The organism is Bradyrhizobium sp. (assembly GCF_035935975.1).
Lineage (GTDB): Bacteria > Pseudomonadota > Alphaproteobacteria > Rhizobiales > Xanthobacteraceae > Bradyrhizobium.
In genome coordinates this window covers 79,121-103,626 of sequence record NZ_DASYWN010000045.1, presented here as the reverse complement: position 1 = coordinate 103,626, position 24,506 = coordinate 79,121, and the positions used below count along the sequence as shown (strand labels likewise).

25 protein-coding genes and 1 other RNA gene are annotated in these 24,506 nt (G+C 66.0%); 10 read left to right on the top strand and 16 right to left on the bottom strand.

What is annotated here, in order from left to right; genetic code table 11:
• The first annotated feature begins 199 nt into the window (after positions 1-199).
• Both VGR99_RS28000 and VGR99_RS27995 read left to right on the top strand, forming a co-directional pair.
• Positions 200-712, top strand: a complete 513-nt coding sequence (locus VGR99_RS28000) for a TIGR02281 family clan AA aspartic protease (RefSeq protein WP_326903189.1) — start codon at positions 200-202, stop codon at positions 710-712.
• A 181-nt stretch (positions 713-893) separates the two neighbouring features.
• On the top strand, positions 894-2,393 hold the full coding sequence (locus VGR99_RS27995) for a phosphomannomutase/phosphoglucomutase (RefSeq protein ID WP_326903188.1): 1,500 nt from the start codon (positions 894-896) through the stop codon (positions 2,391-2,393).
• 163 nt (positions 2,394-2,556) lie between these two features.
• On the opposite strand, the gene VGR99_RS27990 is transcribed toward VGR99_RS27995, so the two are convergent.
• From VGR99_RS27990 to VGR99_RS27975, 4 genes are all read right to left on the bottom strand, one after another.
• Complete coding sequence (locus VGR99_RS27990) at positions 2,557-4,026, bottom strand: methyl-accepting chemotaxis protein (RefSeq protein WP_326903187.1); 1,470 nt, start codon at positions 4,024-4,026, stop codon at positions 2,557-2,559.
• A 480-nt stretch (positions 4,027-4,506) separates the two neighbouring features.
• The gene (locus tag VGR99_RS27985) at positions 4,507-5,346 is read right to left on the bottom strand and encodes a sterol desaturase family protein (protein WP_326903186.1); all 840 of its coding nucleotides are present in this window, start codon (positions 5,344-5,346) and stop codon (positions 4,507-4,509) included.
• Positions 5,347-5,355: 9 nt separating this feature from the next.
• Positions 5,356-5,679, bottom strand: coding sequence for a cysteine rich repeat-containing protein (locus VGR99_RS27980; protein WP_326903185.1), 324 nt, complete (start codon positions 5,677-5,679; stop codon positions 5,356-5,358).
• Positions 5,680-5,754: 75 nt separating this feature from the next.
• Positions 5,755-5,976, bottom strand: a complete 222-nt coding sequence (locus VGR99_RS27975) for a hypothetical protein (protein WP_326903184.1) — start codon at positions 5,974-5,976, stop codon at positions 5,755-5,757.
• Positions 5,977-6,161: 185 nt separating this feature from the next.
• Between VGR99_RS27975 and VGR99_RS27970 the strand changes: the two genes are divergently transcribed.
• Positions 6,162-6,884, top strand: coding sequence for a response regulator transcription factor (locus VGR99_RS27970; protein ID WP_326903183.1), 723 nt, complete (start codon positions 6,162-6,164; stop codon positions 6,882-6,884).
• Positions 6,884-8,233 carry a sensor histidine kinase gene (locus VGR99_RS27965; RefSeq protein WP_326903182.1) on the top strand — a complete coding sequence of 450 codons (1,350 nt, stop codon included), beginning with the start codon at positions 6,884-6,886 and terminating at the stop codon, positions 8,231-8,233. Before VGR99_RS27970 ends, VGR99_RS27965 begins: the two co-directional genes overlap by 1 nt.
• Before the next feature lie 4 nt (positions 8,234-8,237).
• Here the strand turns inward: VGR99_RS27965 and VGR99_RS27960 are convergent, their stop codons facing one another.
• The 11 genes from VGR99_RS27960 to VGR99_RS27910 all read right to left on the bottom strand — a co-directional run bounded on the left by VGR99_RS27960 (position 8,238) and on the right by VGR99_RS27910 (position 18,252).
• Positions 8,238-8,747, bottom strand: coding sequence for an Lrp/AsnC family transcriptional regulator (locus tag VGR99_RS27960; RefSeq protein ID WP_326903181.1), 510 nt, complete (start codon positions 8,745-8,747; stop codon positions 8,238-8,240).
• A gap of 97 nt (positions 8,748-8,844) precedes the next feature.
• Positions 8,845-9,768: a sugar kinase gene (locus VGR99_RS27955; RefSeq protein WP_326903180.1), complete on the bottom strand. Its 924-nt coding sequence runs from the start codon at positions 9,766-9,768 to the stop codon at positions 8,845-8,847.
• 6 nt (positions 9,769-9,774) lie between these two features.
• Entirely contained in the window at positions 9,775-10,713 is a 939-nt protein-coding gene (gene nudC / locus VGR99_RS27950) for an NAD(+) diphosphatase (RefSeq protein WP_326903179.1), read from the bottom strand.
• Positions 10,714-10,724: 11 nt separating this feature from the next.
• On the bottom strand, positions 10,725-11,144 hold the full coding sequence (locus VGR99_RS27945) for an HIT domain-containing protein (RefSeq protein ID WP_188103091.1): 420 nt from the start codon (positions 11,142-11,144) through the stop codon (positions 10,725-10,727).
• A gap of 141 nt (positions 11,145-11,285) precedes the next feature.
• Positions 11,286-12,413, bottom strand: coding sequence for a muconate cycloisomerase family protein (locus VGR99_RS27940; protein WP_326903178.1), 1,128 nt, complete (start codon positions 12,411-12,413; stop codon positions 11,286-11,288).
• Positions 12,410-13,165, bottom strand: coding sequence for an SDR family NAD(P)-dependent oxidoreductase (locus VGR99_RS27935; protein WP_326903177.1), 756 nt, complete (start codon positions 13,163-13,165; stop codon positions 12,410-12,412). The genes VGR99_RS27940 and VGR99_RS27935 overlap by 4 nt, the downstream gene beginning before the upstream one ends.
• Positions 13,165-13,959 (bottom strand): amino acid ABC transporter ATP-binding protein, encoded by a 795-nt coding sequence (locus VGR99_RS27930; RefSeq protein ID WP_326903176.1) that lies wholly within the window; start codon positions 13,957-13,959, stop codon positions 13,165-13,167. Before VGR99_RS27930 ends, VGR99_RS27935 begins: the two co-directional genes overlap by 1 nt.
• The gene (locus VGR99_RS27925; protein WP_326903175.1) at positions 13,956-14,618 is read right to left on the bottom strand and encodes an amino acid ABC transporter permease; all 663 of its coding nucleotides are present in this window, start codon (positions 14,616-14,618) and stop codon (positions 13,956-13,958) included. The genes VGR99_RS27930 and VGR99_RS27925 overlap by 4 nt, the downstream gene beginning before the upstream one ends.
• A gap of 142 nt (positions 14,619-14,760) precedes the next feature.
• Complete coding sequence (locus tag VGR99_RS27920) at positions 14,761-15,609, bottom strand: transporter substrate-binding domain-containing protein (protein WP_326903174.1); 849 nt, start codon at positions 15,607-15,609, stop codon at positions 14,761-14,763.
• A gap of 477 nt (positions 15,610-16,086) precedes the next feature.
• The gene (locus VGR99_RS27915) at positions 16,087-17,556 is read right to left on the bottom strand and encodes a catalase (RefSeq protein ID WP_326903173.1); all 1,470 of its coding nucleotides are present in this window, start codon (positions 17,554-17,556) and stop codon (positions 16,087-16,089) included.
• Positions 17,557-17,610: 54 nt separating this feature from the next.
• Positions 17,611-18,252 (bottom strand): HD domain-containing protein, encoded by a 642-nt coding sequence (locus VGR99_RS27910; protein ID WP_326903172.1) that lies wholly within the window; start codon positions 18,250-18,252, stop codon positions 17,611-17,613.
• A gap of 148 nt (positions 18,253-18,400) precedes the next feature.
• On the opposite strand from VGR99_RS27910, the gene VGR99_RS27905 reads away from it, so the two are divergent.
• The 6 genes from VGR99_RS27905 (at position 18,401) to VGR99_RS27880 (ending at position 22,937) form a co-directional block, all read left to right on the top strand.
• Positions 18,401-19,372: a GlxA family transcriptional regulator gene (locus VGR99_RS27905; RefSeq protein ID WP_326903171.1), complete on the top strand. Its 972-nt coding sequence runs from the start codon at positions 18,401-18,403 to the stop codon at positions 19,370-19,372.
• A 106-nt stretch (positions 19,373-19,478) separates the two neighbouring features.
• Positions 19,479-19,575: signal recognition particle sRNA small type (ffs, locus tag VGR99_RS27900), an RNA gene on the top strand.
• Between the two features lie 94 nt (positions 19,576-19,669).
• Positions 19,670-21,508, top strand: a complete 1,839-nt coding sequence (locus tag VGR99_RS27895) for a DNA polymerase III subunit gamma/tau (protein WP_326903170.1) — start codon at positions 19,670-19,672, stop codon at positions 21,506-21,508.
• A 39-nt stretch (positions 21,509-21,547) separates the two neighbouring features.
• On the top strand, positions 21,548-21,868 hold the full coding sequence (locus VGR99_RS27890) for a YbaB/EbfC family nucleoid-associated protein (protein WP_326903169.1): 321 nt from the start codon (positions 21,548-21,550) through the stop codon (positions 21,866-21,868).
• A 1-nt stretch (position 21,869) separates the two neighbouring features.
• Positions 21,870-22,472: a recombination mediator RecR gene (gene recR, locus VGR99_RS27885; RefSeq protein WP_027561562.1), complete on the top strand. Its 603-nt coding sequence runs from the start codon at positions 21,870-21,872 to the stop codon at positions 22,470-22,472.
• 27 nt (positions 22,473-22,499) lie between these two features.
• Positions 22,500-22,937, top strand: a complete 438-nt coding sequence (locus tag VGR99_RS27880) for a hypothetical protein (RefSeq protein WP_326903168.1) — start codon at positions 22,500-22,502, stop codon at positions 22,935-22,937.
• 132 nt (positions 22,938-23,069) lie between these two features.
• On the opposite strand, the gene VGR99_RS27875 is transcribed toward VGR99_RS27880, so the two are convergent.
• Positions 23,070-24,434: an AmpG family muropeptide MFS transporter gene (locus VGR99_RS27875; protein WP_326903167.1), complete on the bottom strand. Its 1,365-nt coding sequence runs from the start codon at positions 24,432-24,434 to the stop codon at positions 23,070-23,072.
• Between the last annotated feature and the right edge of the window lie 72 nt (positions 24,435-24,506).

Below are 24,506 nucleotides of genomic sequence, written 5' to 3'. Positions count from 1 at the left end.
TCGAACCATGCAGGCCGGGATCTCGCCCGCGGCCATCCTTCGAGACGCCTGCCTTCGGCGGGCTCCTCAGGATGAGGACACCGCCCGATTAACCGTTCGCTCATCCTTTTCGTCAAAATGACACCGGCTAGGCCGGGGCATCGCTCGCGGCCCGGCGTGCCGCGTGGTGAAATCGGGCGTTCGACCCGGAAAAGGTGTGATGCGTAACATTGTGATCATCGCGGCCGTCATGATGGGCCTCGGCACCTTCATGGCGCAGATGGCGGACAAGATGAGCTCCGCTTCAGCGACATCAGCGCCGCGCACGACGGTCGCGGTCGCGGCCACCGCGCCGGCCGGCGGCCGCAGCATCAACATCCCCCGCGACGGCCGCGGCCACTTCCAGACCGAAGGTCGGATCGACGGCCAGCGCATCGGCTTCATGATCGACACCGGCGCCTCCGTGGTGGCGCTGAACGAGACCTCGGCCGCCCGCTTCGGCCTGCGTCCCTCGCGCGGCGAGTACAACGCCACCGTCTCCACCGCCAACGGCACCATCAAGGCCGCCCGCACCCGGATCGCGATGCTGGACGTCGGCGGCCTGATCGTGCGCGACGTCGATGCCATGGTGCTGCCGGACGAGGCGCTGTCCGAGAACCTGCTCGGCCTCTCCTTCCTGTCCCGCCTCAAGCGTTTTGAGTACGCCAACGGCCAGATGGTGCTGGAGCAGTAAATTCGGGCAGGTTACGGCTCGATAATTTGATATTGCCCTGAGCGAGCCCGGCTGCAGGTCACGTTTTCCTGTTACCAAACGGCCGCAATTATCGGCCACAAGCCCTCATTCCCGCCTTCCGCTGCGGCCCGGCATTCGCTAAGGCTGCATCAATTCCTGCCCTTTTCACGAGACCGTCTCAATGTTTCCCAAGCCGAAATCTGTTTTGCTGCCCAACACTTACGCCTTCGAATCCGAGCCGATGGTGAAGCCCACCGGTTTTCGCGAATACGACGCGCGCTGGTTGTTCCAGAAGGAAATCAACCTGATGGGTGTGCAGGCGCTCGGCATGGGTCTGGGCGCGCTGATCGCAGAGCTCGGCGTCAGCCAAGAGATCGTCACCGGCCACGATTTCCGCGGCTATTCGGCCTCGATCAAATATGCGCTGATCTCCGGCCTGATGGCGGCGGGCTGCAAGGTGCACGACATCGGGCTCGCGGTGACGCCGATGGCCTATTTCGCGCAGTTCGATCTCGACGTGCCCTGCGTCGCCATGGTCACGGCCTCGCACAACGACAATGGCTGGACCGGCGTGAAGATGGGCGCCAACCGCCCGCTGACCTTCGGCCCCGACGAGATGACCCGGCTCAAGGAGATCGTGCTGAACGCCGATTTCAAGAACAAGCCCGGCGGCTCCTACCAGTTCCACGAGAACTATCCGGCACGCTACATCGCCGACCTCACCAGCCGTCCGAAGCTCAAGCGCAAGCTCAAGGTCGTCGCCGCCTGCGGCAACGGCACCGCCGGCGCGTTCGCGCCGCAGGTGCTGGAGGCGATCGGCTGCGAGGTGATCCCGCTCGACACCGAGCTCGACCACACCTTCCCGAAATACAATCCGAATCCGGAAGACATGGAGATGCTGCACGCGATCCGCGACGCGGTGCTGCATCACAAGGCCGATGTCGGCCTCGGCTTCGACGGCGACGGCGACCGCTGCGGCGTCGTCGACAACACCGGCGAGGAGATCTTCGCCGACAAGGTCGGCGTGATGCTGGCGCGCGACATGTCGGCGATCCACAAGGACGCGCATTTCATCGTCGACGTGAAGTCGACCGGCCTCTTCATCACCGATCCGATTCTGCAGAAGCAGGGCGCCAGGACCGCCTATTGGAAGACCGGTCATTCCTACATGAAGCGCCGCACCAACGAGACGGGCGCGCTCGCGGGCTTCGAGAAGTCCGGCCACTTCTTCTTCAACAAACCGTATGGCCGCGGCTATGACGACGGCCTGGTCTCGGCGATCGCGATCTGCGACATGCTCGACCGCGCCCCCGGCAAGTCGATGGCCGACCTGAAGAACGCGCTGCCGAAGACGTGGTCGTCGCCGACCATGTCGCCGCATTGCGCCGACGAGACCAAGTACGGCGTCATCGACAAGGTGGTGAAGCATTTCGAGGGCCTGCAGGCCAAGGGCGCCAAGATCGGCGGCCAGTCGATCCGCGATCTCGTCACCGTCAACGGCGTGCGCGTCACGGTCGAGGACGGCAGCTGGGGCCTGGTGCGGGCGTCCTCCAACAAGCCCGAGCTCGTCGTCGTGGTCGAGAGCCCGGTGTCCGAGCAGCGCATGCACGACATGTTCGAGATGGTGAACAGCGTGCTGCGTAACCATCCGGAAGTCGGCGAGTACAATCAGACGATCTGATTGGAGTATCGCGCGCGGCCGTCCTTCGAGACGCCCGCCTTTGGCGGGCTCCTCAGGATGAGGTCTGGCTTCGCGGCGAGATGTTGGACCCTCATGGTGAGGAGCCCGCCGAAGGCGGGCGTCTCGAACCACGAGGCCGAGCTAGCGCTGCAGCGGTTACGTCCTACGCGGTCCGCAACGACCCCAGGAAGCCGTCCACCTCGGCCTTCAGGCGCCCGGACTGCGACGACAGTCCCGCGGCGGCCTGGTGCATCTTCGAAGCCGCAGCGCCTGCCTCGTCGGAGGCCCTGCTGACGCTGGCGATATTGTCGTTCACCTCGCGAGTACCGGTGGCGGCCTGCTGCAGGCTGCCGGCGATCTCGCGCGTCGCCAGACTCTGTTGATCGACCGAGGTCGAGATCTGGCCCGAGATCTGGTCGATCTCCGCGATCGTCGCGCCGATCGCCTGGATGGCGTTGACGGCATCGCCGGTCGCGCTCTGGATGTTCTGCACCTGCGTCGAGATCTCCTCGGTGGCTTTCGCGGTCTGGTTCGCCAGCGCCTTCACTTCGCTCGCGACCACCGCAAAGCCCTTGCCGTGCTCGCCGGCGCGGGCCGCCTCGATGGTGGCGTTCAGCGCCAGCAGATTGGTCTGGCTCGCGATGTTCTGGATCAGGGTCACGACCTCGCCGATCTTCTGCGTGCCGCTGGCAAGCCCTTCAACGACCTGGTTGGTGCGGCGGGCCTCGTCCGCGGCGCGGGCGGCGATTTCGGCGGAGCGGGCGACCTGCTGCGTGATGCTGGTGACCGACGCGGTGAGTTCCTCGGTCGCGGCGGCGACCGTCTCGACATTGCTGGAGGCCCGGTTCGAGGCCGCGGCCGCGGCGGCGGTCTGACGCGCGGTGTCGGTGCTGTTGTTGCTCATCGAGGACGACAGCTGCTGCACTTGGCTGGCGGCGATCGCCACTGCCTCGACGATGCCGCCGATGCTGCGCTCGAAATTGCCGGCCAGCCGTTGCTTGGCGGCCTCGCGCTCCTCTTTGGCGCGCTGCTCGACGTCGTGGCGCTCGCTGTTGGCGCGCGCTTCCGCTTCCATCGCGGCCTGTGCCTCGGCCGTCTTGACTGCCGTGGTCTCGAACAGCTCCTGCAGCTTGTGCGCCAGCGCGATCAGCACGCCGGCCTCGATCAGCAGGATCACCGCATGCAGCACGACGCGGCCGAAATCGGAGCCGCCGGGATAGATCGCCGCGGGCAAGAGGAAGTTCAGCGCGATGTGATGCAGCGCGACCGCAACCGTCGCGGCGACGATCGGCCGGTAGTCGCAATAGGCGACCGTGCAGGCCAGCGCCGCGAAGAAGTACATGTGCATGTCGATCTGCCAGGGATGTCCCTCGAACTGCCAGGTGAACATCGACACGCCGCTCATCAGTGCGACGGCGAATACGAGGCGCGTGGAGAGGCCATTGCCCGACATGCGCCAGGACAAGGTCGCGGCGAGCGCGAAGATCGTCATGAACGTCGCGGGGATGAGCCAGGGCTTGCCGAGCACAAGGCCGACCGTCACGCTGATCGGCACGTGCAGCCAGAGCGCTGCAACGAGAATCTTGCTGGTGGTCTGGCGCAGCGATTCCAGTCCGTCGTTCTCGACAACCATTTCATCCTCTCCAGGACTGCGAGCCGAGTGGCTACACGCCAAAGGGCTATCTGCCAAAACATGCTGAGACCGCTTGCGCGTCCATCACGAACCAGGCGCCTGCATCATGTAGGCGGCGCAGTCCGTCATGGTCATCCGGGCGGACGACGAGGAGGGTGGGAAGGGCGGTTGCCCCGACGATCGCCGCTTGCGCGGATACCGCAGCCTGAAACACCTGCTGCGTGCTCCACCAGGGCGGAAACGCAACCGCGACAACAGTCGCACCCGGACGAACCTGTAAGGTGAGGATTGCCAGCGCGACCCAGCCTGCAACCAGCAACGCTGTCGCATTCGCCCAGGCAGGCCAAAGCCGGGACGGAATCGCCGTTCTCCCCTCCATGCCGCAAATCTAGGCGGCCGGACCTAATTCTCGGTAAATGACCGGTTAGGATCGGCTCGTAGGACTACCGCCCCGCCGCCGCTTGAAGGTATGCGGGTGATCTAGCCTCCCGGCGGGCCGAACAGCGCGCGCAGCTTCGCGCTCGTACCCCGCGCCTTCCAGGCATCGCCCAGCATCGCGATCCATTCGCCGAGCGCGATGCGGACAGGATTGAAGGACGGCGTCCCGCCGACGAGGCCGAAACGGAGCGGCTGGTCGGACGGGCGTTCGGCGAAGGTGCCGAACAGGCGATCGAACACGATGAGGATACCGCCGTAATTCCGGTCGAGGCACGGCTCGTTGCAGGCGTGGTGTACGCGGTGATGGCTCGGCGTGTTCAGCACCCATTCGAGCACTCTGAGGCGCGGTGCGAAGTCGCTGTGAATGAAGAACTGGTAGAGCAGATTGATCCCGAGCATCGTCACGATCGCGAAGGGATGAAAGCCGATCAGCGCGAGCGGCAGGAAGAAGAGAAAATTGCCGGAAATGTTGCCGGTCCAGCCGAGTCGAATGGCGGCAGTCAGGTTCAGTCGCGTCGTCGAATGATGCACGGCATGCGTCGCCCACATCCAGCGAATGCGGTGCGAGGCGCGATGCTGCCAGTAATAGAGAAACTCGCTGCCGATGAACAATCCGGCAAGTGCGAGCGGGCTGCCCTGTGCGAAGTCGAACAGGCGGTGCTCGTAGAGGAAGGCGAACGGCACCGCGAGAAGTCCGGCTTCGACCGCGCGCAGCACGTTCTGCCCGAGCGCAACGCCGAATGACGCCACGCTCTCGCGCCAGTCATGGGTCTCGCGGTGGACCAGCCGGCCGATGCCGTATTCGAGCAGCATCAGGCCGATCGCCGTTGCCAGGATCACGCGTCGGAGTGTCGGGTCGAGCAGCAGCGACGCGTAACCCATGGTGCCCTCCTATTTCGGTGCGACGCCGGCGCTGACGGCGCCGTCTCTGAGGGCCTGTGCACGCGGCAGGGCCTGCGCACAGGACGACGAAAGCTGGCCGGCATGGGATTGCAGGCAGGCCAGGATGCGCCCGCCGCCCGGCGTGACGTTGTCGCAAAGACGGTCATAATCGCCGCGGCAGGCCTGCATCACGGCGCGCGCTTCGCTGCGCATTTGCGGTGTCATCTGCGTTTGGAGTTGCGACTGGGCGAGCGCGGGTGACGCGGAGGCAATGCCGAACGCCATGATGGCCGCGGCACGTGCGAGCGAACTGGCATTGAAGCTGGGGGACATGGTTATTGGTCTCTCTGATTTTGATGACGACGAGCCGCCGCCGCGCGGGGCTAGCGCGGCGACGGCCGACCCGGATCAGCGCGAGATCGTGCCGGTGCGGGTGTAGGTGTTGCCGGCGGGACCGGTGCGGGTGACGTTGCGGTTGCAGCTGCCGTTGGCGCAGCCGCCGGTCGCGGTGACGCTGGAGGTGCCGCGCGGTCCGGTGCCGGTCGCCGTCCGCGTCCAGGCATTGGCGTCCGCCGCGGCTGCGATCGACAATGCGCCGACGACGAGGGTTGAGAGGAAGAGCTTGTTCATGATCGTCTCCTTGACGGATGGGGGCGTTCCGCGACCGGAAGCCATGCGAGGAGACTGGGCGAGCTGCGTCGCTGCCGCTTTGCCGCGGCGAAACGATTGTTATGGCTTTGTCCGATGCGTGTAACAGTGTGTAACAACGGCGCCCGCGCCCTTGCGTGGGCCGCGCCGTCATCCAGAATGCGGCGATGAACACGCAGCCAGCCACGATTCTCATGGTGGAGGACGATCCCGAGATCAGCCGCCTCGTCGCCGACTTCATGCAGCGCGAGGGGTTCGAGATCGCCTGTGTTGCCGACGGCAAGGCGATGGATGCGATGCTCCAGCGCCTGCGGCCGGACATCGTGATCCTCGATCTGATGCTGCCGGGCGAGGATGGACTTTCGATCTGCCGCCGCTTGCGCACGGACGATTCCATCCCGATCCTGATGCTCACCGCCAAGAGCGACGAGATCGATCGCGTCGTCGGCCTCGAGATGGGCGCCGACGACTATCTTGCAAAGCCGTTCGGCCCTCGCGAGCTGCTGGCGCGCGTGCGCGCCATTTTGCGGCGCGCCAACGGGACGCCCGCAAAGCCCATGGTCCGGCGCTTCGCGTTCGACCGCTTTGTCATCGATCTCGATTCACGCAGCGTCGAGACCGTCGAGACTGAGATAACGGGGCTGCAATTGACCAGCGCCGAGTTCGATCTGCTCGGCTGTTTCGTGCAGCGCCCGCGCCGGGTGCTGACGCGCGACCAGATCCTCGACTGGACGCGCGGACGTTCGGCCGAGCCGTTCGACCGCACGGTGGACATGCTGATCTCGCGGCTCCGCCGCAAGCTCGACGGCGCGAGCCCAGGCTCCAACCTGATTACGACGGTCCGCAACGGCGGCTATCTGTTCACCGCGACCGTCAAGCAGGTGTCGTGATGCTGCGCGTGACGCTTGCCGCGCGGCTGGCCCTGATCGGATTGGTCGGGTTCAGCGTGGTGGTCACCGTGGTCCTGGCGATCTTCTACCGGACCACAGTGCAGGAGAACGAGCTGACGCGGCCATCGCCGGCGCGCCTCGACGCGCTGGCAACGCTGGTCGAGCGCACGGCCGCCGGCGAGCGCCAGTCCGTGCTCGATGCGGTGTCGTCGCCGCAATTTCGGGTGCGGATCGCGCCGGATGGCGCGCCGGTCAGCGGCGAGACGCCGCCGCCGCAGCAGCAATTGCGCGAGGCCTATGCGGCGGGTCTGGCGGGGCGCCCGGTCGAGATCGTGTCGCCGCCCGATCATCGCGCCAGCCGCTGGTTCCCCCGCATCGCGCGGCTGATGGCTAATGCGATCGAATTCCGCATCGGCCTGCGCAGCGGCGAGATGCTGATCATCGATGCCTATACCCGCCTGCCGGTGACCCCGCTCGGCCTGCCGGTCGGCTTCGGCGCGGGCCTGTTCGGATCGATCGTGGCGCTGCTCGCGCTATTGGTCATGCAGCGCGAGACGCGGCCGCTGGCGCAGCTCGCGGCCGCGGTCGATCGCGTCGACCTGTCGGCCGATCCGCCGCCGCTGCCGGATGCACGGCGCAGCGCGCCGGAGATCCGTGCCGTCATCGCCGCGTTCAACCGCCTGCAGGGGCGGCTCGCGGAGATGCTGCGCGCGCGCATGACGCTGGTCGGCGGCATCGCCCACGATGTCAGGACCTTTGCGACCAGGCTGCGGCTGCGCGTCGAGCACATCCCCGATGATGCCGAGCGGCAGCGGGCGGTGGCCGACATCGACGACATGATCCGGTTGCTCGACGACGCGCTGTTGTCAACGCGGGCGGGTGCCGGCGGGCTGTCACAGGAGATGGTCGAGCTGGCCGCGTTGATCGCGGTCGAAGTGCACGACCGGCGCATTCAGGGCAAGCCGGTCGATCTCGTCGCGGACGAGCGCGCCCGCAGCGTGGTGGTGCTGGGCGACCGGCTGGCGTTGCGGCGAATTCTCGCCAACATCATCGACAATGCGCTCGCCTATGGCCATGCGGCGCATGTGCGGACCTCCCTGAAGGACGGGGCCGTCGTCGTGTCGATCGACGACGAGGGGCCGGGCATTCCCGCGGATCAGCGCAAGACCGTGCTGGAGCCGTTTCACCGGCTGGAGAAGTCGCGCAATCGCGCGACCGGCGGCGCAGGTCTCGGCCTTGCCGTGGTGCGCAGCCTGGTTGAGGCGCATGGCGGGACGATCGAGATTGCCGCGGCCTCCGGCGGGGGCACGCGCGTCAATGTCGCGCTGCCGGTGTTTCAGCCGGCGTGAGACGTCAGGCTGCCACCACCGCCGGGATCGGCAGCGCGGTGACCGACTTGATCTTCTCCATCGCGAAGCGCGAGGTGACGTTCTTGAGCGGCACGGCGCTGATCAGCTTCTTGTAGAAGATGTCGTAGGCCTGCATGTCCGCGACCACGACGCGCAGCATGTAGTCGACGTCGCCGGCCATCCGGTAGAACTCCATCACCTCCGGCATGGCGCTGACGGCCTCGGCGAACTTCTTCAGCCAGGCGTCGGAATGGTCGGCGCTCTCGACCGAGACGAACACGGAGATACCGAGCCCGATCTTGTTCTGGTCGACGAGGGCGACCCGCTTCAGGATCACGCCATCGGCCTCCAGGCGCTGGATACGCTTCCAGCAGGGGGTCGAGGACAGCCCGACCCGGTCGCCGATCTCGGCGACGGACAGGGAGGCATCTTCCTGGAGTACCATCAGGATCTTGCGGTCGATGGCGTCGAGGCGGCGGCTGGTCTCGGGGATCTGGACAGCGGCGTCGGTCATTTGAAGAACTTTGTTCCAATATTAGGGCTGATTTCCGTCATATAGAGGAAAATCTTCTACCGCAAGCCCATAATCTCGGCGTGCGGGCAGAATGGCTCTAAAGCCGGTTCTGCAAAAACCCTTCAACTTCAATGCGTTGCGGCGCGGCCTGGCCGCCGCCGTGGCGGGTGCATTTCAGGGCTGCGGCGGCCGCGGCGAATTGCAGCGCCTCCCGTACCCCGCCACCCTCGGCGAGCCGCAGCGTGAAGGCGCCGTGGAAGACGTCGCCGGCGCCGAGTGTATCGACCGCCTCGATCGGGAAGGCCGGCGTCTCCTCCAGCGCGCCCGCCTCGTTCAGCCAGATCGTGCCGCGCGGGCCGCGGGTCGCCGCGAGGAAGGCGGGCGTCAGCCCGGCGAGCCGCTTCAGGGCCTCGCCGTCGTCAGCCACTCCCGCCGTCTCCTGGACCTGCTCGCTGGAAAACAGCAGATGCGAGGCGGCGGTGAGCAGGTCATCAGTCAGCGCTATCGCGCGATCGACGCCGACGATGACGGGAATGCCGCGCTGGCGCGCCTCGGTGCAGAGGTCGACGCAAAAGGCGCCGCAGCGGCTCTCGACCAGGACTGCCTGACGATCGGCGAGCAGCCCGTCAGCGTCAGGCAGCGTCACGCTCCACAACACAAGATCACGATAGATCGTGAGCGTCCGCTCGCCCGTCGCGTCGATGATGATCGCAGAGACGGGCGTGGCCGCACCCGGCATGCGCACGATGTGAGCGGTCTCGATCCCTTCGGTGGCCATCCGCTCGAGAATGAAGCCGCTCGAGGTCTCCCGCGCGTCGCCCATCGGCCCCGCAAACGAGACGCGGCCGCCGAGCCGCGCCATCGCGATGGCGGCATTGAGCGCGTTGCCGCCGCAGATCTCGGCGAGATGCGTGGCGTTCGCCTTGCTGCCGCGCTCCGGCACGGCCTCGACCCGAAAGGTGAGGTCGCGCACGGGAATGCCGATACAGAGGATGCGCGGCGCGGTCCCGGATGGCGCCATCGGCGGTCAGCTCTTGTTGTGCACCCAGCGGCCGAGCAGATGGTGCGCGATGGCGAAGGGATGCGGGCCGGCGAGCCCGTCCGGATGCGTCCGCTTCAGCATCAGGGCTGCCTCCTCGCGCGTGAACCAGCGCGCGTCCTCGAGTTCGGAATGATCGACCACGACGTCCTCGTTCAGCGCCCGCGCGCTGCAGCCGATCATCAGCGACGATGGATAGGGCCAGGGCTGGGTCATGTAATACTGCACGTCGGTACAGCGAATGCCGGACTCTTCGAGGATCTCGCGGCGCACCGCGTCCTCGATGGTCTCGGCGGCCTCGACGAAGCCGGCAAGGCAGGAATACATGCCGGGCGGAAACTGCTTCTGGCGCCCGAGCAGGCACTTTTCGCCGGACGCCACGTGCATGATCACGACCGGATCGGTGCGTGGAAAGTGCTCGGCCTTGCAGGCCGGGCACTCGCGCTTCCAGCCGCCTTCCTTCATCCCGCTGCGGGCGCCGCAATTGGCGCAATAGCCGTGGCGCTGATGCCAGCCGACCATCGACTTCGCCATCGCGATCGCCGACAGCTCGTCGGGCGGGATCACCCCCTGCATCGCCATGCCGCGCAGTTCGGTGACGGTGTAGTCGTCGCGGCCGACCAGCTTCTCGGCCGCGGCCTGCGCCAGGCCCATGCCGAACAGGGCCGCACCCTCGCGCAGGCCGAGGAAGATCGTGCCGGGATTGGCGCCACATTTCAGCGCCTCGTCGATCGAGAGCAGCGCGCGCACCTTGTCGCCCTCGCGCTTCACCAGCAGCGAGTCGCGGTACACGACATAGGCGCGCGAGGACGATTTCTGCTCCAGCGCGAACAGTTTTTCGTCGTCGCGGCGCAGATGCGCGGCGCGGTCGAGGACGTTGGTGACGAAGGCCGGCTGTCCCAGCGGAAACGAGTCGAATGCTGACATTTCTTGTTCTTTCAACCCAACCAGATCTTTTTGCGAAGCGCGCTGATGAAATTCTGTACCTCCGCGGCATCGTGCGCCAACGGCGGCATCACGCCCCAGACCGGCCGCGGCCAGGCGGCATCACCGGTGCGGCGCGCGATGATGTGGACGTGAAGCTGCGGCACGAGGTTGCCGAGGGCTGCGACATTGAGCTTGTCGCATTTGGTGATCTCTTTCAGTGCGCGCGAGACGCGGGAGATCTCCGTCATCAATTGCGCCTGCTGCACCTCGTCGAGATCGATGATCTCGACCGCATCGGCGCGCCGCGGCACCAGCAGCAGCCAGGGATAATGAGCATCCTTGATGACCAGCACCTTCGACAGCGGCAGATCGCCGATGTCGATGGTGTCCTCTTTCAGGCGGGAGTGCAGCGACCAGGCGGGTTCGGGCATATGCGTTTCCGGAAGGCCCGCGCGGGAACGGGGCTCGTTTGGTCCGACCATACGATACCGATTTCGATTGGGGAAGGATCGGGACCGCATACGCGATCGTCATTCCGGGCTCGCGCTGTGCGCGTTCCGGAATGACGGCAACTACGCCTCCGCCAGCACCCGCGCATTGGCGCGGATCGAGGCTTCGCTGACGCGAATCCCGAGGCCCGGGCCATCGGGCACGACAACGTGACCCGCGCGGTTGGCAACGCGCTCCTCCAGCACATCCTCAGTCAGCACGTGATGCGGCATGTAGAACTCGCAGCCGAGCGAGATGCCAGGCGTGGCTGCGATCAGTTGCGTGCCGGCGGCAAGCCCAATGCCGCCCTCCCACAGCGTGCCGCCATAGCCGGGCAGGCCGGCGATGTCGGCGATCGCCATGATCGCCTGCGCCTCGAACAGGCCGCCGGCCTTCATCAGCTTGATCGAGACGGCATCGGCCGCCTCGCGGCGCACGACCTCCATCATGTCGCGGCGGTCGAAGCAGCTCTCGTCGGCAAGCACCGGCGTTTCCAGCGCCGCGGTGAGCTGCGCCATCACGTCGAGAAATTTGCGCGGCACCGGCTGCTCGATGAAGGTCGGCGCGAATTCCTCGACATCGCGCAGGATCTTGATGGCGCCGAACGGCGCCAGCGCCTGGTTGTAATCGACGCGCAGATCGACCTTGTCGCCGAACTCCTTCCGGATCGCTGCGAGATGGTCGAGATCCTCGCGGTGCGGCTTCACGCCGGTCTTGACCTTGTAAATGACGTTCCCCTCCGGAACCATCTTCCGCATGCGCTCCAGATCGGCGGCGAAATCGGGATCGGCGATCGAGAACGACAGCGGAATGGCGTCGCGCACGCGGCCGCCGAGCAGGTCGGCAACCGACAGCCCCGACGATTTGCCGACGATGTCGAGCAGCGCCATCTCGATTCCGACCTTGGCCTCGGCATGCCCGACCAGCGCGCGGTCGAGCTCGGCCATCAGCGCGCGAATGCGGCGCGCGGGTTTGCCGAGCAGGATCGGCCGCAGATAGATATCGAGCGCGGAGAAAGCGGCTTCCGGCGTTCCCGTAAAGACTTCCCATGGTGCGGCTTCGCCCCAGCCGATCACGCCGTCGCTGGAGGTCAGCTCGATCAGCACGCGCTTCACCGTGCCCTTGACGTTGCCGACGCCCTGCAGGCGCGCCATCTTGATCGGGCTCTCGATCAGGAACAGCCTGAGACGTTCAATCGTTGCTTCGGTCATGTCAGGCCTCCGTTAACGTGCCAGACTTGGCCGGTGACGTAAGATGCTTTTGGTGATGCCAGGAAGGTGATGATCTCGGCGACTTCCTCCGGCCGCCCGCGGCGGCGCATCGGGATCAGCGCCTCGGTCGCGGCGATCTGCTCGGGCGACAGCCGGCTCTCGCTCGGCTTGTCCTTGACGATGAGGCCGGGCGCGACCGCATTGACGGTGATGCCGTCGCTGGCGAGCTCGATCGCGGTCAGCCGGACCAGCGCTTCGAGTGCTGAGCGGCTAGCCGCAGTGGCTGCGAACGGCGCGAATTCAGGGCGGATTGCATGCGCTACGAAAGACGACACCGCCACGATCCGTGCGTCTTGCCCCGCGCGCAGCAGCGGCAGCGCCGCCTCGACCATTCGCGTGAACGCCAGCGCCGATTCGTCCATCGCCTGCCGGAATTGATCCGCCGGCGTGCCGATCGCGCTGCCGCGGCGGGCGTGGCCGCCGACGAGAACAAGTCCGTCAAGCCGGCCGAACGCGGCTTGCACGGCGGCGATGGCCACAGCGGCGGCAGTGTCCTCGGCGAGATCGCCGAGGCACTTTGCCACTACGGCGCCCTTTGCTTCGGCCTCCGTCGCAGTTGCGTCGAGACCTTCTGCGTTGGAACGCGTATGCAGCAGCAGCGCCGCGCCGGGCGCGGCGAGCAGCTTTGCGGTGGCGCGACCGATGCCGCTGGCGGCGCCGGTGATGAGATAGACGCGATTGATATCGGACATCAGGATGCCGGTGTGGCCGGCGGCAATGCGCCGGTGCGGTGGAAATGGCTGAGGAAGGCGCGGGTCGCGGCCTCCTTCGGATTGTCGATCACCTCACGCGCCGGGCCTTCCTCGACCACGACACCGTCGCGCATGAAGATGAGGCGGTCGGCGACCTCGCGGGCGAACGCGATCTCGTGGGTCACGATGACCATGGTCATGCCCTCGGAGGCTAGTTGCTGGATCACGTTCAGGACCTCGCCGACCAGCTCGGGGTCGAGCGCCGACGTTGCTTCGTCGAACAGCATCACGTCAGGCTCCATCGCGAGCGCACGCGCGATCGCGACCCGCTGCTTCTGGCCGCCGGAGAGCGTCGCCGGATATTGGTCCGCCTTCTCGGCAAGGCCGACCTTGGCGAGCTGCGCCCGCGCGAGCTTCTCGGCATCCGCCTTGGCCATGCGGCGCACCGTGACCGGCCCCTCCATCACGTTCTGGAGCGTCGTCATGTGCGGGAACAGGTTGAAGTGCTGGAACACCATGCCGGTGGTGGCGCGGAACCTTGCGAGTGTCTTCACGTCGGGAAGCTTTGTGCCTTCACCGAATGAAAAGCGTGTATCGCCGACGCGGACGCTGCCGCCGTCGGGTACGACCAGGAGATTGATGCAGCGGAGCAGCGTCGACTTGCCGGAGCCTGATGGCCCGATCAGCGCGACCACGCCGCCCTTGGCGACGTCGAGATTGATGTTCTTCAGGACCTCGTTGCTGCCGAAGCTCTTGCGAAGGCTGCGGATCTCGATCTTTTGCGTCTCGCTCATTCGCTGACCGCCAGTCGCTTCTCGCCGCGGCGGACGATGATGGTGAGCGGGATCAGGATCGCGGCATAGGCGACCGCAACCGCGGTATAGGTCTCCAGCGGCCGGTAGCTGTCATGGGCCGCGACCTGGCTCTGATAGACCAGATCAGGCACCGCCAGCACAGAGACCAGCGAGGTGTTCTTGAACTGGATGATCGACTGGTTCATCAGCGCCGGGATCATGCGCTTGATCGCCTGCGGCAGCACGATGCGCCGCATGCTCTGGCCTGGCGTCATGCCGAGCGCGGCGCCGGCTTCCGACTGGCCCTTGTCGATCGAGATGATGCCGCCGCGGATGATCTCGGAATAGAACGAGCCGCCATAGAGCGAGAGCGCCAGCGCGGAAGCCGTGATCGGCGTCATCTCGACGCCGGCGAGAATCGGCAGCGCGTAATAAAACCAGATCAGCTGCACCAGGATCGGCGTGCAGCGAAACGCATCGATGAAGGCGAGGGCGGTGAGGCGCACCGCTTTGAAGCGCGACAGGCTGCCGAAGGCGCCGAACAGGCCGAACACGAGGCCCAGCACGACGATGACCACGGTGAAACCGACGGTGACGCCGAGCCCGTTGAGAAAGAGCCAGCGATAGCTCCAGAGGATGCCGAAGTCCCACTGATACATGCGTGTTTAACTCGTCGTGGGTGCCGTTGGCACCGTCGTTCTGGGGCGATGCAAAGCATCGAACTCTGGTGCGCAATTGCGCACCAGAGAACCTCGAGATTCCGGGTTCTCGCTTCGCGAGCCCCGGAATGACAGTGGGAGCTTACAACGAAACGCCCGGCGGAATGTCCGCCTCGGTCACGCCCACCAGCTCCATGTTGGTGATGATCGCGTTGCGGATGAAGCCGAGGCCCTTGTTGAAGTCGATCCAGGTGTTGACGAAGTCGCGGAACGTCTTGTCGTTCTCGCGGCGGAAGCCGGCGTTCGACGTGGTCGCGAAGATCGGCGTCGGCAGCACGAACTGGCCGAGCGAGGGGTTCTTCTTCAGCACGGTCAGCGACAGCATGGTGATCAGGCACTGTGCGTCGACGCGGCCGGTCTGCAGCGCGGCGGTGGCGTCGTCGGCGGTCTTCAGCCGCGAGATCTGCGCCTTCGGCGTCAGGCGGCTGACGACCTGGTCGTGCGAGGAGCCCTGGTCGACCGCGATCTTGATGTCGGGCGAGTTCAGCTCGGCCCAGCTCTTCGGCTTGAAGTCCTTCTTGCAGAGGATGCCGAAGGCGTTGTTGAAAACCGGCACCGAGAAGTCGACGACCAGCGCGCGCTTCGGGGTCGGGTTCAGGCCGAAGAAGATGTCGATCTTGTTGGACTGCAGATCGAGCACCGAATTGCCCCAGGTGGTCTCGGTGATCTCGAGCTCGGCTTCCATGTCGTCGGCGAGCCCCTTGGCGATGTCGATGTAGAAGCCCTTCCACTGGCCGCTGGCGAGGTCCTTCATGTAATAGGGCGCGCCGCCGCCGACTGCGCCGATGCGCATCTTCTTGGTGCGGCGGATGCGGGCGAAGGTCGATTCGTTGGCATCGGCCGCGGTCTGCGCGACAGCCGGGGCAGCCAGTGCGGCGGCAGTCATCGCGCCAAGTCCGACAATCGATGCGACATCACGACGTGTAACCATTTTGAGGAATCGCTTTTCTGGTTGGATGAAGGTGTGTGGTTGATCTCGCGCGGAAAATTCACCCTTCAATCGGCGTCAGCCGGCTGAAAATGCTCTGGATCGGATTTTCGCGCACCCTTTATTTCGGTTCTGGCGGGATTTGATAGCAAGGCGCTGCGGGGCGGGCCCTGTCAAGACTCGATTGCCTCAGGGATGTGCGTGGCCTCGAAGATAGGCACGACGCCTATCGGCCATGACGCTTTCCGAGGCGAATGTCTGCGTCTGCGCGTCGCGGCGATGCGTCAGGCGCGGTGACGCGAGCGGGGTCGGCAAGGGGCATTTTCGCGAGGAAATTGAGAGCCTTCGGCGGCTCGCTTTAAAAATGCGAGCTGCTGCCCTGGTGGCCGCAGCGGGGGCGGCTGACACTGTGGAGTCAGGCGAACGGCACCTTCCCGGCGCCGTTCGCTAAGGACCACAAGCGGGTCGGTACAGCTGATCCTATTCCGCGGCCTTGGCGCGGACCGTCGCAAGCCGCGTCAGCGCGTCGCGGACGCCGGCGCCGTAGGCGGGATCGGCCTTGCTGCAGTTGGCGATGTGCCGTTGCTGGATCGGGACGGCCGCCGCTCCCACGGCGCGCGCCGTGTTGTCGAACAAGGCCTGCCGCTGGGCAGCGTTCATCTTTCGGAAGAGGTCGCCGGGCTGCCGGTAATGATCGTCGTCGACGCGGTGATCCCAATGCGCCGCCGCCCCATCGATCTCGAGCGGCGGCTCGTTGAGATCGGGCTGGTCGGTCCACTCGCCGCGGCTGTTCGGGAAGTAGGTCGGCGTACCCCCGAGATTGCCGTCGGTCCGCATGGCGCCATCGCGATGGTAGCTGTGATACGGACATTTCGGCGCGTTGACCGGGATCAGGTGATGGTTGACGCCGAGGCGATAGCGCGCCGCGTCGCCGTAGGAAAACAACCTCGCCTGCAGCATCTTGTCAGGCGAGAAGCCGATCCCCGGGACCACATGGGCAGGCGAGAAGGAGGCCTGCTCGACCTCGGCGAAGACGTTTTCCGGATTGCGGTTCAGCTCGAAATAGCCGACCTCGATCAGCGGGAAGTCTCCCTTCGGCCAGACCTTGGTGAGGTCGAACGGGTTGAAGGCAAACGCCTTGGCCTGGTCGTCGGTCATGATCTGCACGAACATCGTCCAGCGCGGGAATTCACCGCGCTCGATGCTGTCGAACAGGTCGCGCTGGTGGGTCTCGCGGTCCTTGCCGATGAGGGCTTCGGCTTCGGCGTCGGTCAGGTTCTCGACGCCCTGCTGCGTCCGGAAGTGAAACTTCACCCAGCACCGCTCGTTGGCGGCGTTGAGGAAGCTGTAGGTATGGCTGCCGAAGCCGTGCATGTGCCGGAAGCTTCTGGGAATGCCGCGCTCGCTCATCACGATGGTGACCTGGTGCAGCGCCTCCGGCAACAACGTCCAGAAGTCCCAATTGTTGTCGGCGCTGCGCATCCCGGTCCTGGGGTCGCGCTTGATCGCATGATTGAGGTCGGGAAAGCGCAAGGGATCGCGGAAGAAGAACACGGGCGTGTTGTTGCCGACCATGTCCCAATTGCCTTCCTCGGTGTAGAATTTCAGCGCAAAGCCGCGGATGTCGCGCTCTGCGTCGGCTGCGCCGCGCTCGCCGGCCACCGTCGAGAAGCGCGCGAACATCGGCGTTGTCTTGCCGATCTCCGAGAAGATCCTCGCTTTGGTATAGCGGGAGATGTCATGGGTGACCGTGAAGGTCCCGAACGCGCCGGATCCCTTGGCGTGCATGCGCCGCTCGGGAATTACCTCGCGATCGAAATGGGCGAGCTTCTCGATCAGCCAGACGTCCTGCAACAAGGCGGGGCCGCGGCGGCCGGCGGTCATGATGTTGAGATTGTCGCTGACGGGAGCTCCCGTTGCGTGCGTCAGATGCGGGCGTTTGTCGCTCATGTCGTGATTCCTGGTCGATGATTGCGGTGGGGATTTGCGCGGCACGAGCTGCGCTCAGCCGTGCCAATGCGAGTTGCGGATGACGCTGCAGAAATTGCCGCGATGGAAATGCGGCTCCTTGTCGGCGATGACGTCGGCCTTGACGTTGCCGAACGTCGTATCCGGCCGATGCTTGATGCCGTCGTAGAAGGCCTGGATGATGTCTTCCTTGAAATGCGGCGTGCGCGGAAACGCCGTCACGACCGCCTCGCGCTCCGCGTCGGAATATTCGCCGTAGGTGAGGCCGAGAACGTCCATCTCGACGCCCGCGGTTACCAGCGCGACGACGGGGTGCATGTGTTGGGGCACGCCCGGCGTCGTGTGCAGGGCGATCGCGGTCCAGACCGTGTAGGTATCCGACTCGGAAATGCCGTGGCTGCGCAGGAAGTCGCGCGCGGCATGCGCGCCGTCGACCTCGAACCGCTCGTGCTTGCTGCCATGGCCCGGCATCAGGCCGATGTCGTGAAACATGGCGCCGGCGTAAAGCAGCTCGCGGTCGAATGTCAGCCCGCGGCGGACGCCGGCCATCGCGCCGAACTGGTAGACGCGGCTGGAGTGGTTGAACAGCAGGTCGGTTTCGGTGTCGCGGATATATTCGGTGATGGCGCGCGCCAGCTTGCTGTCGGGAACGGCGGCGGCTTCGGTGATCTTCGTCATGAGCAGCTCCTGAAAATTGAGGTCGCCTGCATCCTAGATTTCGGCTAGCTTGTCTTGAATCGACGTAATACGTCTAAAACGGACAAATCCGGATCGAGGCGGACATGGGTGCCAAGGCGTGAGTGCCAAGCCGAAACCAAGGACGGTCGTGATCGTGGCGCTGCCGGGGGTGCAGCTGCTCGACGTTGCCGGGCCACTCGACGTGTTCGCCGAGGCGAACGTGCAGGCCGGCTATCCCGCCTATGCGCTGTTCGTGGCGGGCGCGGAGCCGGGGCCGATCCACAGCTCCTCAGGCGTCCGGCTGATGCCCGATCGTATCGTCGACCGCGATTTCCAGGAGCCGATCGACACCTTGCTGGTGGCGGGATGCCCGAACGCTGCCGAAGTGCCGGCGGATGGCATCGTGATCGATTGGCTGCGGCGGCGGGCTTCGCGGACCCGCCGGTTCGGCTCGGTGTGCAGCGGGGCCTTTTTCCTTGCCGCCGCCGGTCTTCTCGATGGCAGGCGGGTCACGACCCATTGGGCGGTCGCGGACGTGCTGGCCCGGAAATTTCCGTCGGTCACGGTGGACAAGGATGCCCTCTACGTCACCGACGGAAAGCTCCGCACCGCCGCGGGCGTGACGGCGGGTCTGGATCTCGCGCTGGCGCTGGTGGAAGAAGATCTCGGGCGCGACACCGCCATGAAGGTCGCAAGCCAGCTCGTGATGTTCTTCAAGCGCCCCGGCGGGCAGATGCAGTTCACCCGCAAGGGCGAGGCTGTTCCGGCCGGCCGTGCCGCTTTGCAGGAGCTGCAGCGCTGGGTCGCCGCCAATCCCGGGCTCGATCACAGCGTTGCTCGCCTGGCGACGCGCATGGAGCTGAGCCCCAGGCATTTCGCCCGGCTGTTCCGCGCCGAGGTGGGGGTCACGCCTGCGACCTGGGTCGAGGAAGCCCGCGTCAATGCGGCGAGGCGGCTGCTCGAGTTCGGTAACGAAGCACCGAAGCAGGTGGCGCTGCATTGTGGCTTTGCCGACGCCGATACGCTGCGTCGTGCATTCCATTGCCACGTCGGCGTGACGCCTGCCGAGTACCGCAAGCGATTCGCGCGAATCACCGAAGTTCCAGGCGGCCGGCGCTGAGGCGCCTGTCGCGATCCAAACAGGGTGGCGGCCGTCCCTCCGGGAGAGGACGGGATCGGTGGATACCCGCTTGCTTTCCCGACCTTTTGGCCCCAAATAGGGACCGGGAGATTGGCGGTGGACGAGCCACTCGCCAACCGGGTCAGGTCCGGAAGGAAGCAGCCCTAACGAGGTCCGGATCGGGTCGCTCGTCAGTCTCCTACCTGTTTTTTCGAGCGAATTGCGCCGGCGGGTCTCCCGCCAGCGCGCTCCTTTCCGCAAAAGCCGGCCGAGAGACATTTCATTGCGGATCGACCGATGACCGACGCTGGCGCCCCTCCGAACCCCGATAGCGCCGGCCAGGCCGGCAACACGCCCTACCGGGTGCTGGCGCGCAAATACCGCCCTTCAAGCTTCGACGACCTGATCGGCCAGGAGGCCGTGGTCCGTACCGTCTCCAATGCGTTCGAGACCGGGCGCATTCCGCAGGCCTGGATCCTCACCGGCGTCCGCGGCGTCGGCAAGACCACCACGGCGCGCATCCTGGCCCGTGCGCTCAACTACGAGATGCCGGATGGCTCGGTGAAGGGACCGACCATCCACATGCCGACCCTCGGCGTGCATTGCCAGGCGATCATGGAAAGCCGGCACATGGACGTGCTGGAGATGGACGCGGCCTCGCATACCGGCGTCGACGACGTCCGCCAGATCAATGACAGCGTGCGTTACGCGCCGGCCAGCGCCCGCTACAAGGTCTACATCATCGACGAAGTTCACATGCTGTCGACGGCGGCGTTCAACGCCTTCCTGAAGACGCTCGAGGAACCGCCGGAGCACGCCAAGTTCGTGTTCGCCACGACGGAGATCCGCAAGGTTCCGGTCACGGTGCTGTCGCGCTGCCAGCGCTTCGACCTGCGGCGCGTCGAGGCTGATGTGCTGATGAAGCACCTCGCCAACATTGCCGCGAAGGAGAGCGTCGAGATCGAGCCGGAGGCGCTCGGCATCATCGCCCGCGCGGCGGAAGGCTCGGTGCGCGACTCGCTGTCGCTGCTCGACCAGGCGATCGCGCACGCGGCGGGCCAGGTCAAAGCCGACGCCGTCCGCCAGATGCTGGGCCTTGCCGACCGCACCCGCGTCATCGATCTCTTCGATTCGCTGGCGCGCGGCGACATCGCCGCGGCCTTCAAGGAGTTCCGCGACCAGTACGATGTCGGCGCCGATCCCATCGTCGTGCTCTCGGACCTTGCAGAGTTCGTCAATTTCGTCACCCGCGTGAAGATCGTGCCGGCGACCGCCGACAACGTCGCCTATGGCGAGACCGAGCGCGTCCGCGCCAAGGATTTCGCCTCGAAGATCTCGATGCGCGTGCTGTCACGGATGTGGCAGATGCTGCTCAAGGGCATCACGGAGGTGCAGGCCGCGACGCGGCCTGCTGCGGCCGCCGAGATGGTGCTGGTGCGCATCGCCTATGTCGCCGATCTGCCGACGCCAGACGAGGCGATCAGGATGCTGGAGCAGAACGGCGGCGGCTCGCCAATCGTGAGCGGCGGAAGTGCCGAGCGCAGCAGTGCGCCGGCCGCGCCGATGGGCGCCGCAGCGCCTGCCGTCTCGGCTGCGCCCGTGCGCGCACCGAGCGCGCCGTCGGGCTTCGGCGGTGCGGCCCGTCCGCAGATGGCGGCGCCCGCGCCGGATCCGCAAGGTGCCGCGCCCCAGCTCCGCATCACCAGCTTCACCCAGCTCGTTGCGGTTGCCGGGCAGAAGCGCGATCTCATGACCAAGGGCGCGCTCGAGGCGGACATGCGCCTCGTTCGTTTCGAGGAGGGCCGGCTCGAGGTCGCGCTCGAGCCTAACGCCTCCAAGACCATGATCACCGAGCTTGCGCGCAAGTTCGAGCTCTGGACCGGCCGCCGCTGGACCGTGATCGTCTCCAACGAGCAGGGCCAGCCCACGCTGCGCTCGGTGAACCAGGCCGCGAAGCAGGAGCATGCGCGCACCGCCGAGGCCGATCCGCGCGTGCAGGAGGTGCTGTCGCGCTTCCCTGGATCGAAGGTCGTCGAGGTCCGCAGGCTTGCCCCCGAGGCGCCGGAATCCAATATTAACGCTGACTATGGCAGCGATGATCCGCCAGACGGTTCCGACGCCGACGACGATCTCTGAGCCTATCTTTCCAAGGACGAACACCCAGGACGAACTCCCATGGCTGATTTTCTCGGCATGATGAAGCAGGCGGCGCAGCTGCAATCCAAGATGCAGGAGATGCAGGACGCGCTCGCCAACGTGGAGGTCGAAGGCATCTCCGGCGGCGGCCTCGTCGCCGTGCGCATGACCGCCAAGATGGATGTGAAGGGCATCAAGATCGATCCCTCGCTGATGAAGCCGGAAGAGCGCGAGGTGCTGGAGGACCTGCTGGTCACCGCGCTCGGCGATGCCCGCCGCAAGGCGGAGACCGCGGTGCAGGAAAAGATGCAGTCGCTGACAGGCGGGCTTGGCCTGCCGCCGGGGCTGTTCGGCCAGTAAGATGGGCGCGGTTGCAGGTCCCGAAATCGAGCGGCTGGTCCAGCTTCTCGCACGGCTGCCGGGCCTAGGCCCGCGCTCCGCGCGGCGCGCGGCGCTGCATCTGATCAAGAAGCGCGAAGCGCTGATGATGCCGCTGTCCTCGGCCTTGCAGGTCGCGCTCGACAAGGTTCAGGTCTGCAAGACCTGCGGCAACATCGACACGCAAAATCCCTGCACCGTCTGCACCGATCCGAAGCGCGACCCCGCCATCATCGTCGTGGTCGCCGACGTCGCCGATCTCTGGGCGCTGGAGCGGGCCAATGCGACGCAGGGCCGCTACCATGTGCTGGGCGCGACATTGTCGCCGCTCGACGGCGTCGGCCCGCAGGATCTCACCATCGACGCGCTGGTGGCGCGGGCCCACGCAGCCGAGGTGCACGAGATCATTCTTGCGCTGAATGCGACAGTCGACGGCCAGACCACGGCGCACTACATCACCGACCTGCTCCAGGACGCCAACGTAAAAGTAACCCGGTTAGCCCATGGTGTGCCGGTCGGTGGCGAGCTTGATTATCTCGATGAAGGTACGCTATCGGCCGCCATGCGGCAGCGGACCCTGTTCTAACAATCCAGACTTCACGGAACGGACGACATGACGAAACGATTCGCCAAACGGCTGGCTTTGGTCGCGATGATGATGGCGGTGGTGACCCCCGCCATCTCCGCGCAGCAGGACGACGGTGCGCCGCCGCCCTCGAAGCCCGGCAAGCCGATCAACAATGGCGACGTGCTCTCGGGCGAGCTGAACGCGATGAAGGTGCGGGACGTCAAGAACGCGGGCAAGCGGATTGCGATGTACCAGATCACCTCCGAGCCGCGCCGCCTGCCGGCGCCGAACGGGCTGTGCAATCTCGAGACCGGGCCTGAGACCTTCCAGCTCGTGACCTCCAGCGACGCGCAGGCCGTGCAGCTGAAATCCTTCGTCGGCAAGGCGATCTCAGTCAAGGTGGACGAGGTCGCCTGCGCCAGCGATCCCGGCCAGATGAGCGAGGCCGTGATCACGAAGTGGAGCCTGATCAAGAAGCAATAGGGGGCGTCTCTCTACGATTCCGGTGTCATCGCCCGCGAAGGCGGGCGATCCAGTTCGCCGCGGCTTCTCGGTCAATCACGGCTGTCTCTGGAATACTGGATGCCCCGCCTTCGCGGGGCATGACAGCGAGGGTCACACCCTCACCGGCCCCAGCGCCTCAAAGTGCCCGCGCTTTTGCAGCCACGCCAGCAGCACCAGGCTCGGGATCGCCACCAGCACGCAGATCACGAAGAACGCCGCCCAGCCGGTCGCGTCAGCGATGAAGCCGGCGCCCGATGACAGATAGGTCCGCCCCACCGCCGCGAGCGCGGTCAGCAGCGCATATTGCGTCGCCGTGTGCAGCGGGTTCTGGCACAGCGCCGAGAGGTAGGCGACGAAGATCACGGTGCCGATGGCGCTGGTGAAATTCTCCGCGCAGATGGCGAGCGCCAGCGCCCATTGATTGGTGCCGACCACGGCGAGCCAGGAGAACGACAGATTGGCCAGCGCCTGCACCACGCCGCCGATCCAGAGCGATGTCGCCAGCGAGTAGCGCCGCGCGACGAAGCCGCCGGCAAAGCCGCCGATCAGCGTTGCGGCAAGCCCGACGCCCTTCACGATCGCCGCATAGTCGTTGCGGGTAAAGCCGAGGTCGATCACGAACGGCGCGGTCATGGTGCCCGAGAAGGCGTCGGTGAACTTGAACAGCACGACGAAGGCGAGTGCGACGAGCGCATCCTTGCGCGTCAAAAATTCCGAGAAGGCGCCGATCGCCGCGTGCAGCACGCGGGTGAACGCGCTGTCGGCTTGCGTCGCCGCATCGGCGCGCACCGATTGCTCGGGCTCGGTCGCGACCAGGGCCGTGATCGTTCCGATCAGCACCATCGATGCCATCACCACATAACCCCACATCCACGCGGAGGTGCGCGTGATGCCGGTGCTCTCGAAGCCGGAGACGATGAACAGCGCCCCCGCGGTCGAGACCAGCATGCCGATGCGATAGGCGGCAACGTAAGCCGCCATGCCGGCGGCCTGCTCGCTCTCGGGCAGGCTCTCGACGCGGAAGGCGTCGACCACGATGTCCTGCGTCGAGGATGTCGTTGCCACCAGCAGCGCGCCGAGCGCGACGTAGAACGGCGAACGCGCGGGATCGGTCATGGCCAGCAGCAGGATCGCGACGATCAGCAGCAATTGCGAGAACACCAGCCAGCCGCGCCGCCGCCCGAACGCACGCGTGAACAGCGGCACATGCAGCGCGTCCACCAGCGGCGCCCACAAAAATTTCAGCGTGTAGGGCGTGCCGACCAGCGCGAACAGCCCGATGGTCTTCAGGTCGACCCCGGCCTCCCGCATCCACACCAGCAGCGTCGACCCCGACAGCGCCAGCGGCAGCCCCGAGGAGAAGCCGAGGAACAACACGATCAGCACCCGCGGCTGCAGGTAGACAGCCAGGCTGTCGCGCCATGAGGTCGCAGGGGCGGAAGTCGCGGCGGAGGAGGTCGCGTCGGGTGCGGTCATGGGGAGGTGTTAGCAGATTCTGGGGGCCACAAGGGAGGTGTCGTCGCCCGGCTTGACCGGGCGACCCAGTAT

Excerpts from the sequence above, each read along its gene's own strand:
- VGR99_RS28000 (WP_326903189.1), top strand. The coding sequence starts at position 200 with ATGCGTAACATTGTGATCATCGCGGCCGTCATGATGGGCCTCGGCACC.
- VGR99_RS27995 (WP_326903188.1), top strand. The coding sequence starts at position 894 with ATGTTTCCCAAGCCGAAATCTGTTTTGCTGCCCAACACTTACGCCTTC.
- VGR99_RS27990 (WP_326903187.1), bottom strand. The coding sequence starts at position 4,026 with ATGGTTGTCGAGAACGACGGACTGGAATCGCTGCGCCAGACCACCAGC.
- VGR99_RS27985 (WP_326903186.1), bottom strand. The coding sequence starts at position 5,346 with ATGGGTTACGCGTCGCTGCTGCTCGACCCGACACTCCGACGCGTGATC.
- VGR99_RS27980 (WP_326903185.1), bottom strand. The coding sequence starts at position 5,679 with ATGTCCCCCAGCTTCAATGCCAGTTCGCTCGCACGTGCCGCGGCCATC.
- VGR99_RS27975 (WP_326903184.1), bottom strand. The coding sequence starts at position 5,976 with ATGAACAAGCTCTTCCTCTCAACCCTCGTCGTCGGCGCATTGTCGATC.
- VGR99_RS27970 (WP_326903183.1), top strand. The coding sequence starts at position 6,162 with ATGAACACGCAGCCAGCCACGATTCTCATGGTGGAGGACGATCCCGAG.
- VGR99_RS27965 (WP_326903182.1), top strand. The coding sequence starts at position 6,884 with ATGCTGCGCGTGACGCTTGCCGCGCGGCTGGCCCTGATCGGATTGGTC.
- VGR99_RS27960 (WP_326903181.1), bottom strand. The coding sequence starts at position 8,747 with ATGACCGACGCCGCTGTCCAGATCCCCGAGACCAGCCGCCGCCTCGAC.
- VGR99_RS27955 (WP_326903180.1), bottom strand. The coding sequence starts at position 9,768 with ATGGCGCCATCCGGGACCGCGCCGCGCATCCTCTGTATCGGCATTCCC.
- nudC (WP_326903179.1), bottom strand. The coding sequence starts at position 10,713 with ATGTCAGCATTCGACTCGTTTCCGCTGGGACAGCCGGCCTTCGTCACC.
- VGR99_RS27945 (WP_188103091.1), bottom strand. The coding sequence starts at position 11,144 with ATGCCCGAACCCGCCTGGTCGCTGCACTCCCGCCTGAAAGAGGACACC.
- VGR99_RS27940 (WP_326903178.1), bottom strand. The coding sequence starts at position 12,413 with ATGACCGAAGCAACGATTGAACGTCTCAGGCTGTTCCTGATCGAGAGC.
- VGR99_RS27935 (WP_326903177.1), bottom strand. The coding sequence starts at position 13,165 with ATGTCCGATATCAATCGCGTCTATCTCATCACCGGCGCCGCCAGCGGC.
- VGR99_RS27930 (WP_326903176.1), bottom strand. The coding sequence starts at position 13,959 with ATGAGCGAGACGCAAAAGATCGAGATCCGCAGCCTTCGCAAGAGCTTC.
- VGR99_RS27925 (WP_326903175.1), bottom strand. The coding sequence starts at position 14,618 with ATGTATCAGTGGGACTTCGGCATCCTCTGGAGCTATCGCTGGCTCTTT.
- VGR99_RS27920 (WP_326903174.1), bottom strand. The coding sequence starts at position 15,609 with ATGGTTACACGTCGTGATGTCGCATCGATTGTCGGACTTGGCGCGATG.
- VGR99_RS27915 (WP_326903173.1), bottom strand. The coding sequence starts at position 17,556 with ATGAGCGACAAACGCCCGCATCTGACGCACGCAACGGGAGCTCCCGTC.
- VGR99_RS27910 (WP_326903172.1), bottom strand. The coding sequence starts at position 18,252 with ATGACGAAGATCACCGAAGCCGCCGCCGTTCCCGACAGCAAGCTGGCG.
- VGR99_RS27895 (WP_326903170.1), top strand. The coding sequence starts at position 19,670 with ATGACCGACGCTGGCGCCCCTCCGAACCCCGATAGCGCCGGCCAGGCC.
- VGR99_RS27890 (WP_326903169.1), top strand. The coding sequence starts at position 21,548 with ATGGCTGATTTTCTCGGCATGATGAAGCAGGCGGCGCAGCTGCAATCC.
- recR (WP_027561562.1), top strand. The coding sequence starts at position 21,870 with ATGGGCGCGGTTGCAGGTCCCGAAATCGAGCGGCTGGTCCAGCTTCTC.
- VGR99_RS27880 (WP_326903168.1), top strand. The coding sequence starts at position 22,500 with ATGACGAAACGATTCGCCAAACGGCTGGCTTTGGTCGCGATGATGATG.
- VGR99_RS27875 (WP_326903167.1), bottom strand. The coding sequence starts at position 24,434 with ATGACCGCACCCGACGCGACCTCCTCCGCCGCGACTTCCGCCCCTGCG.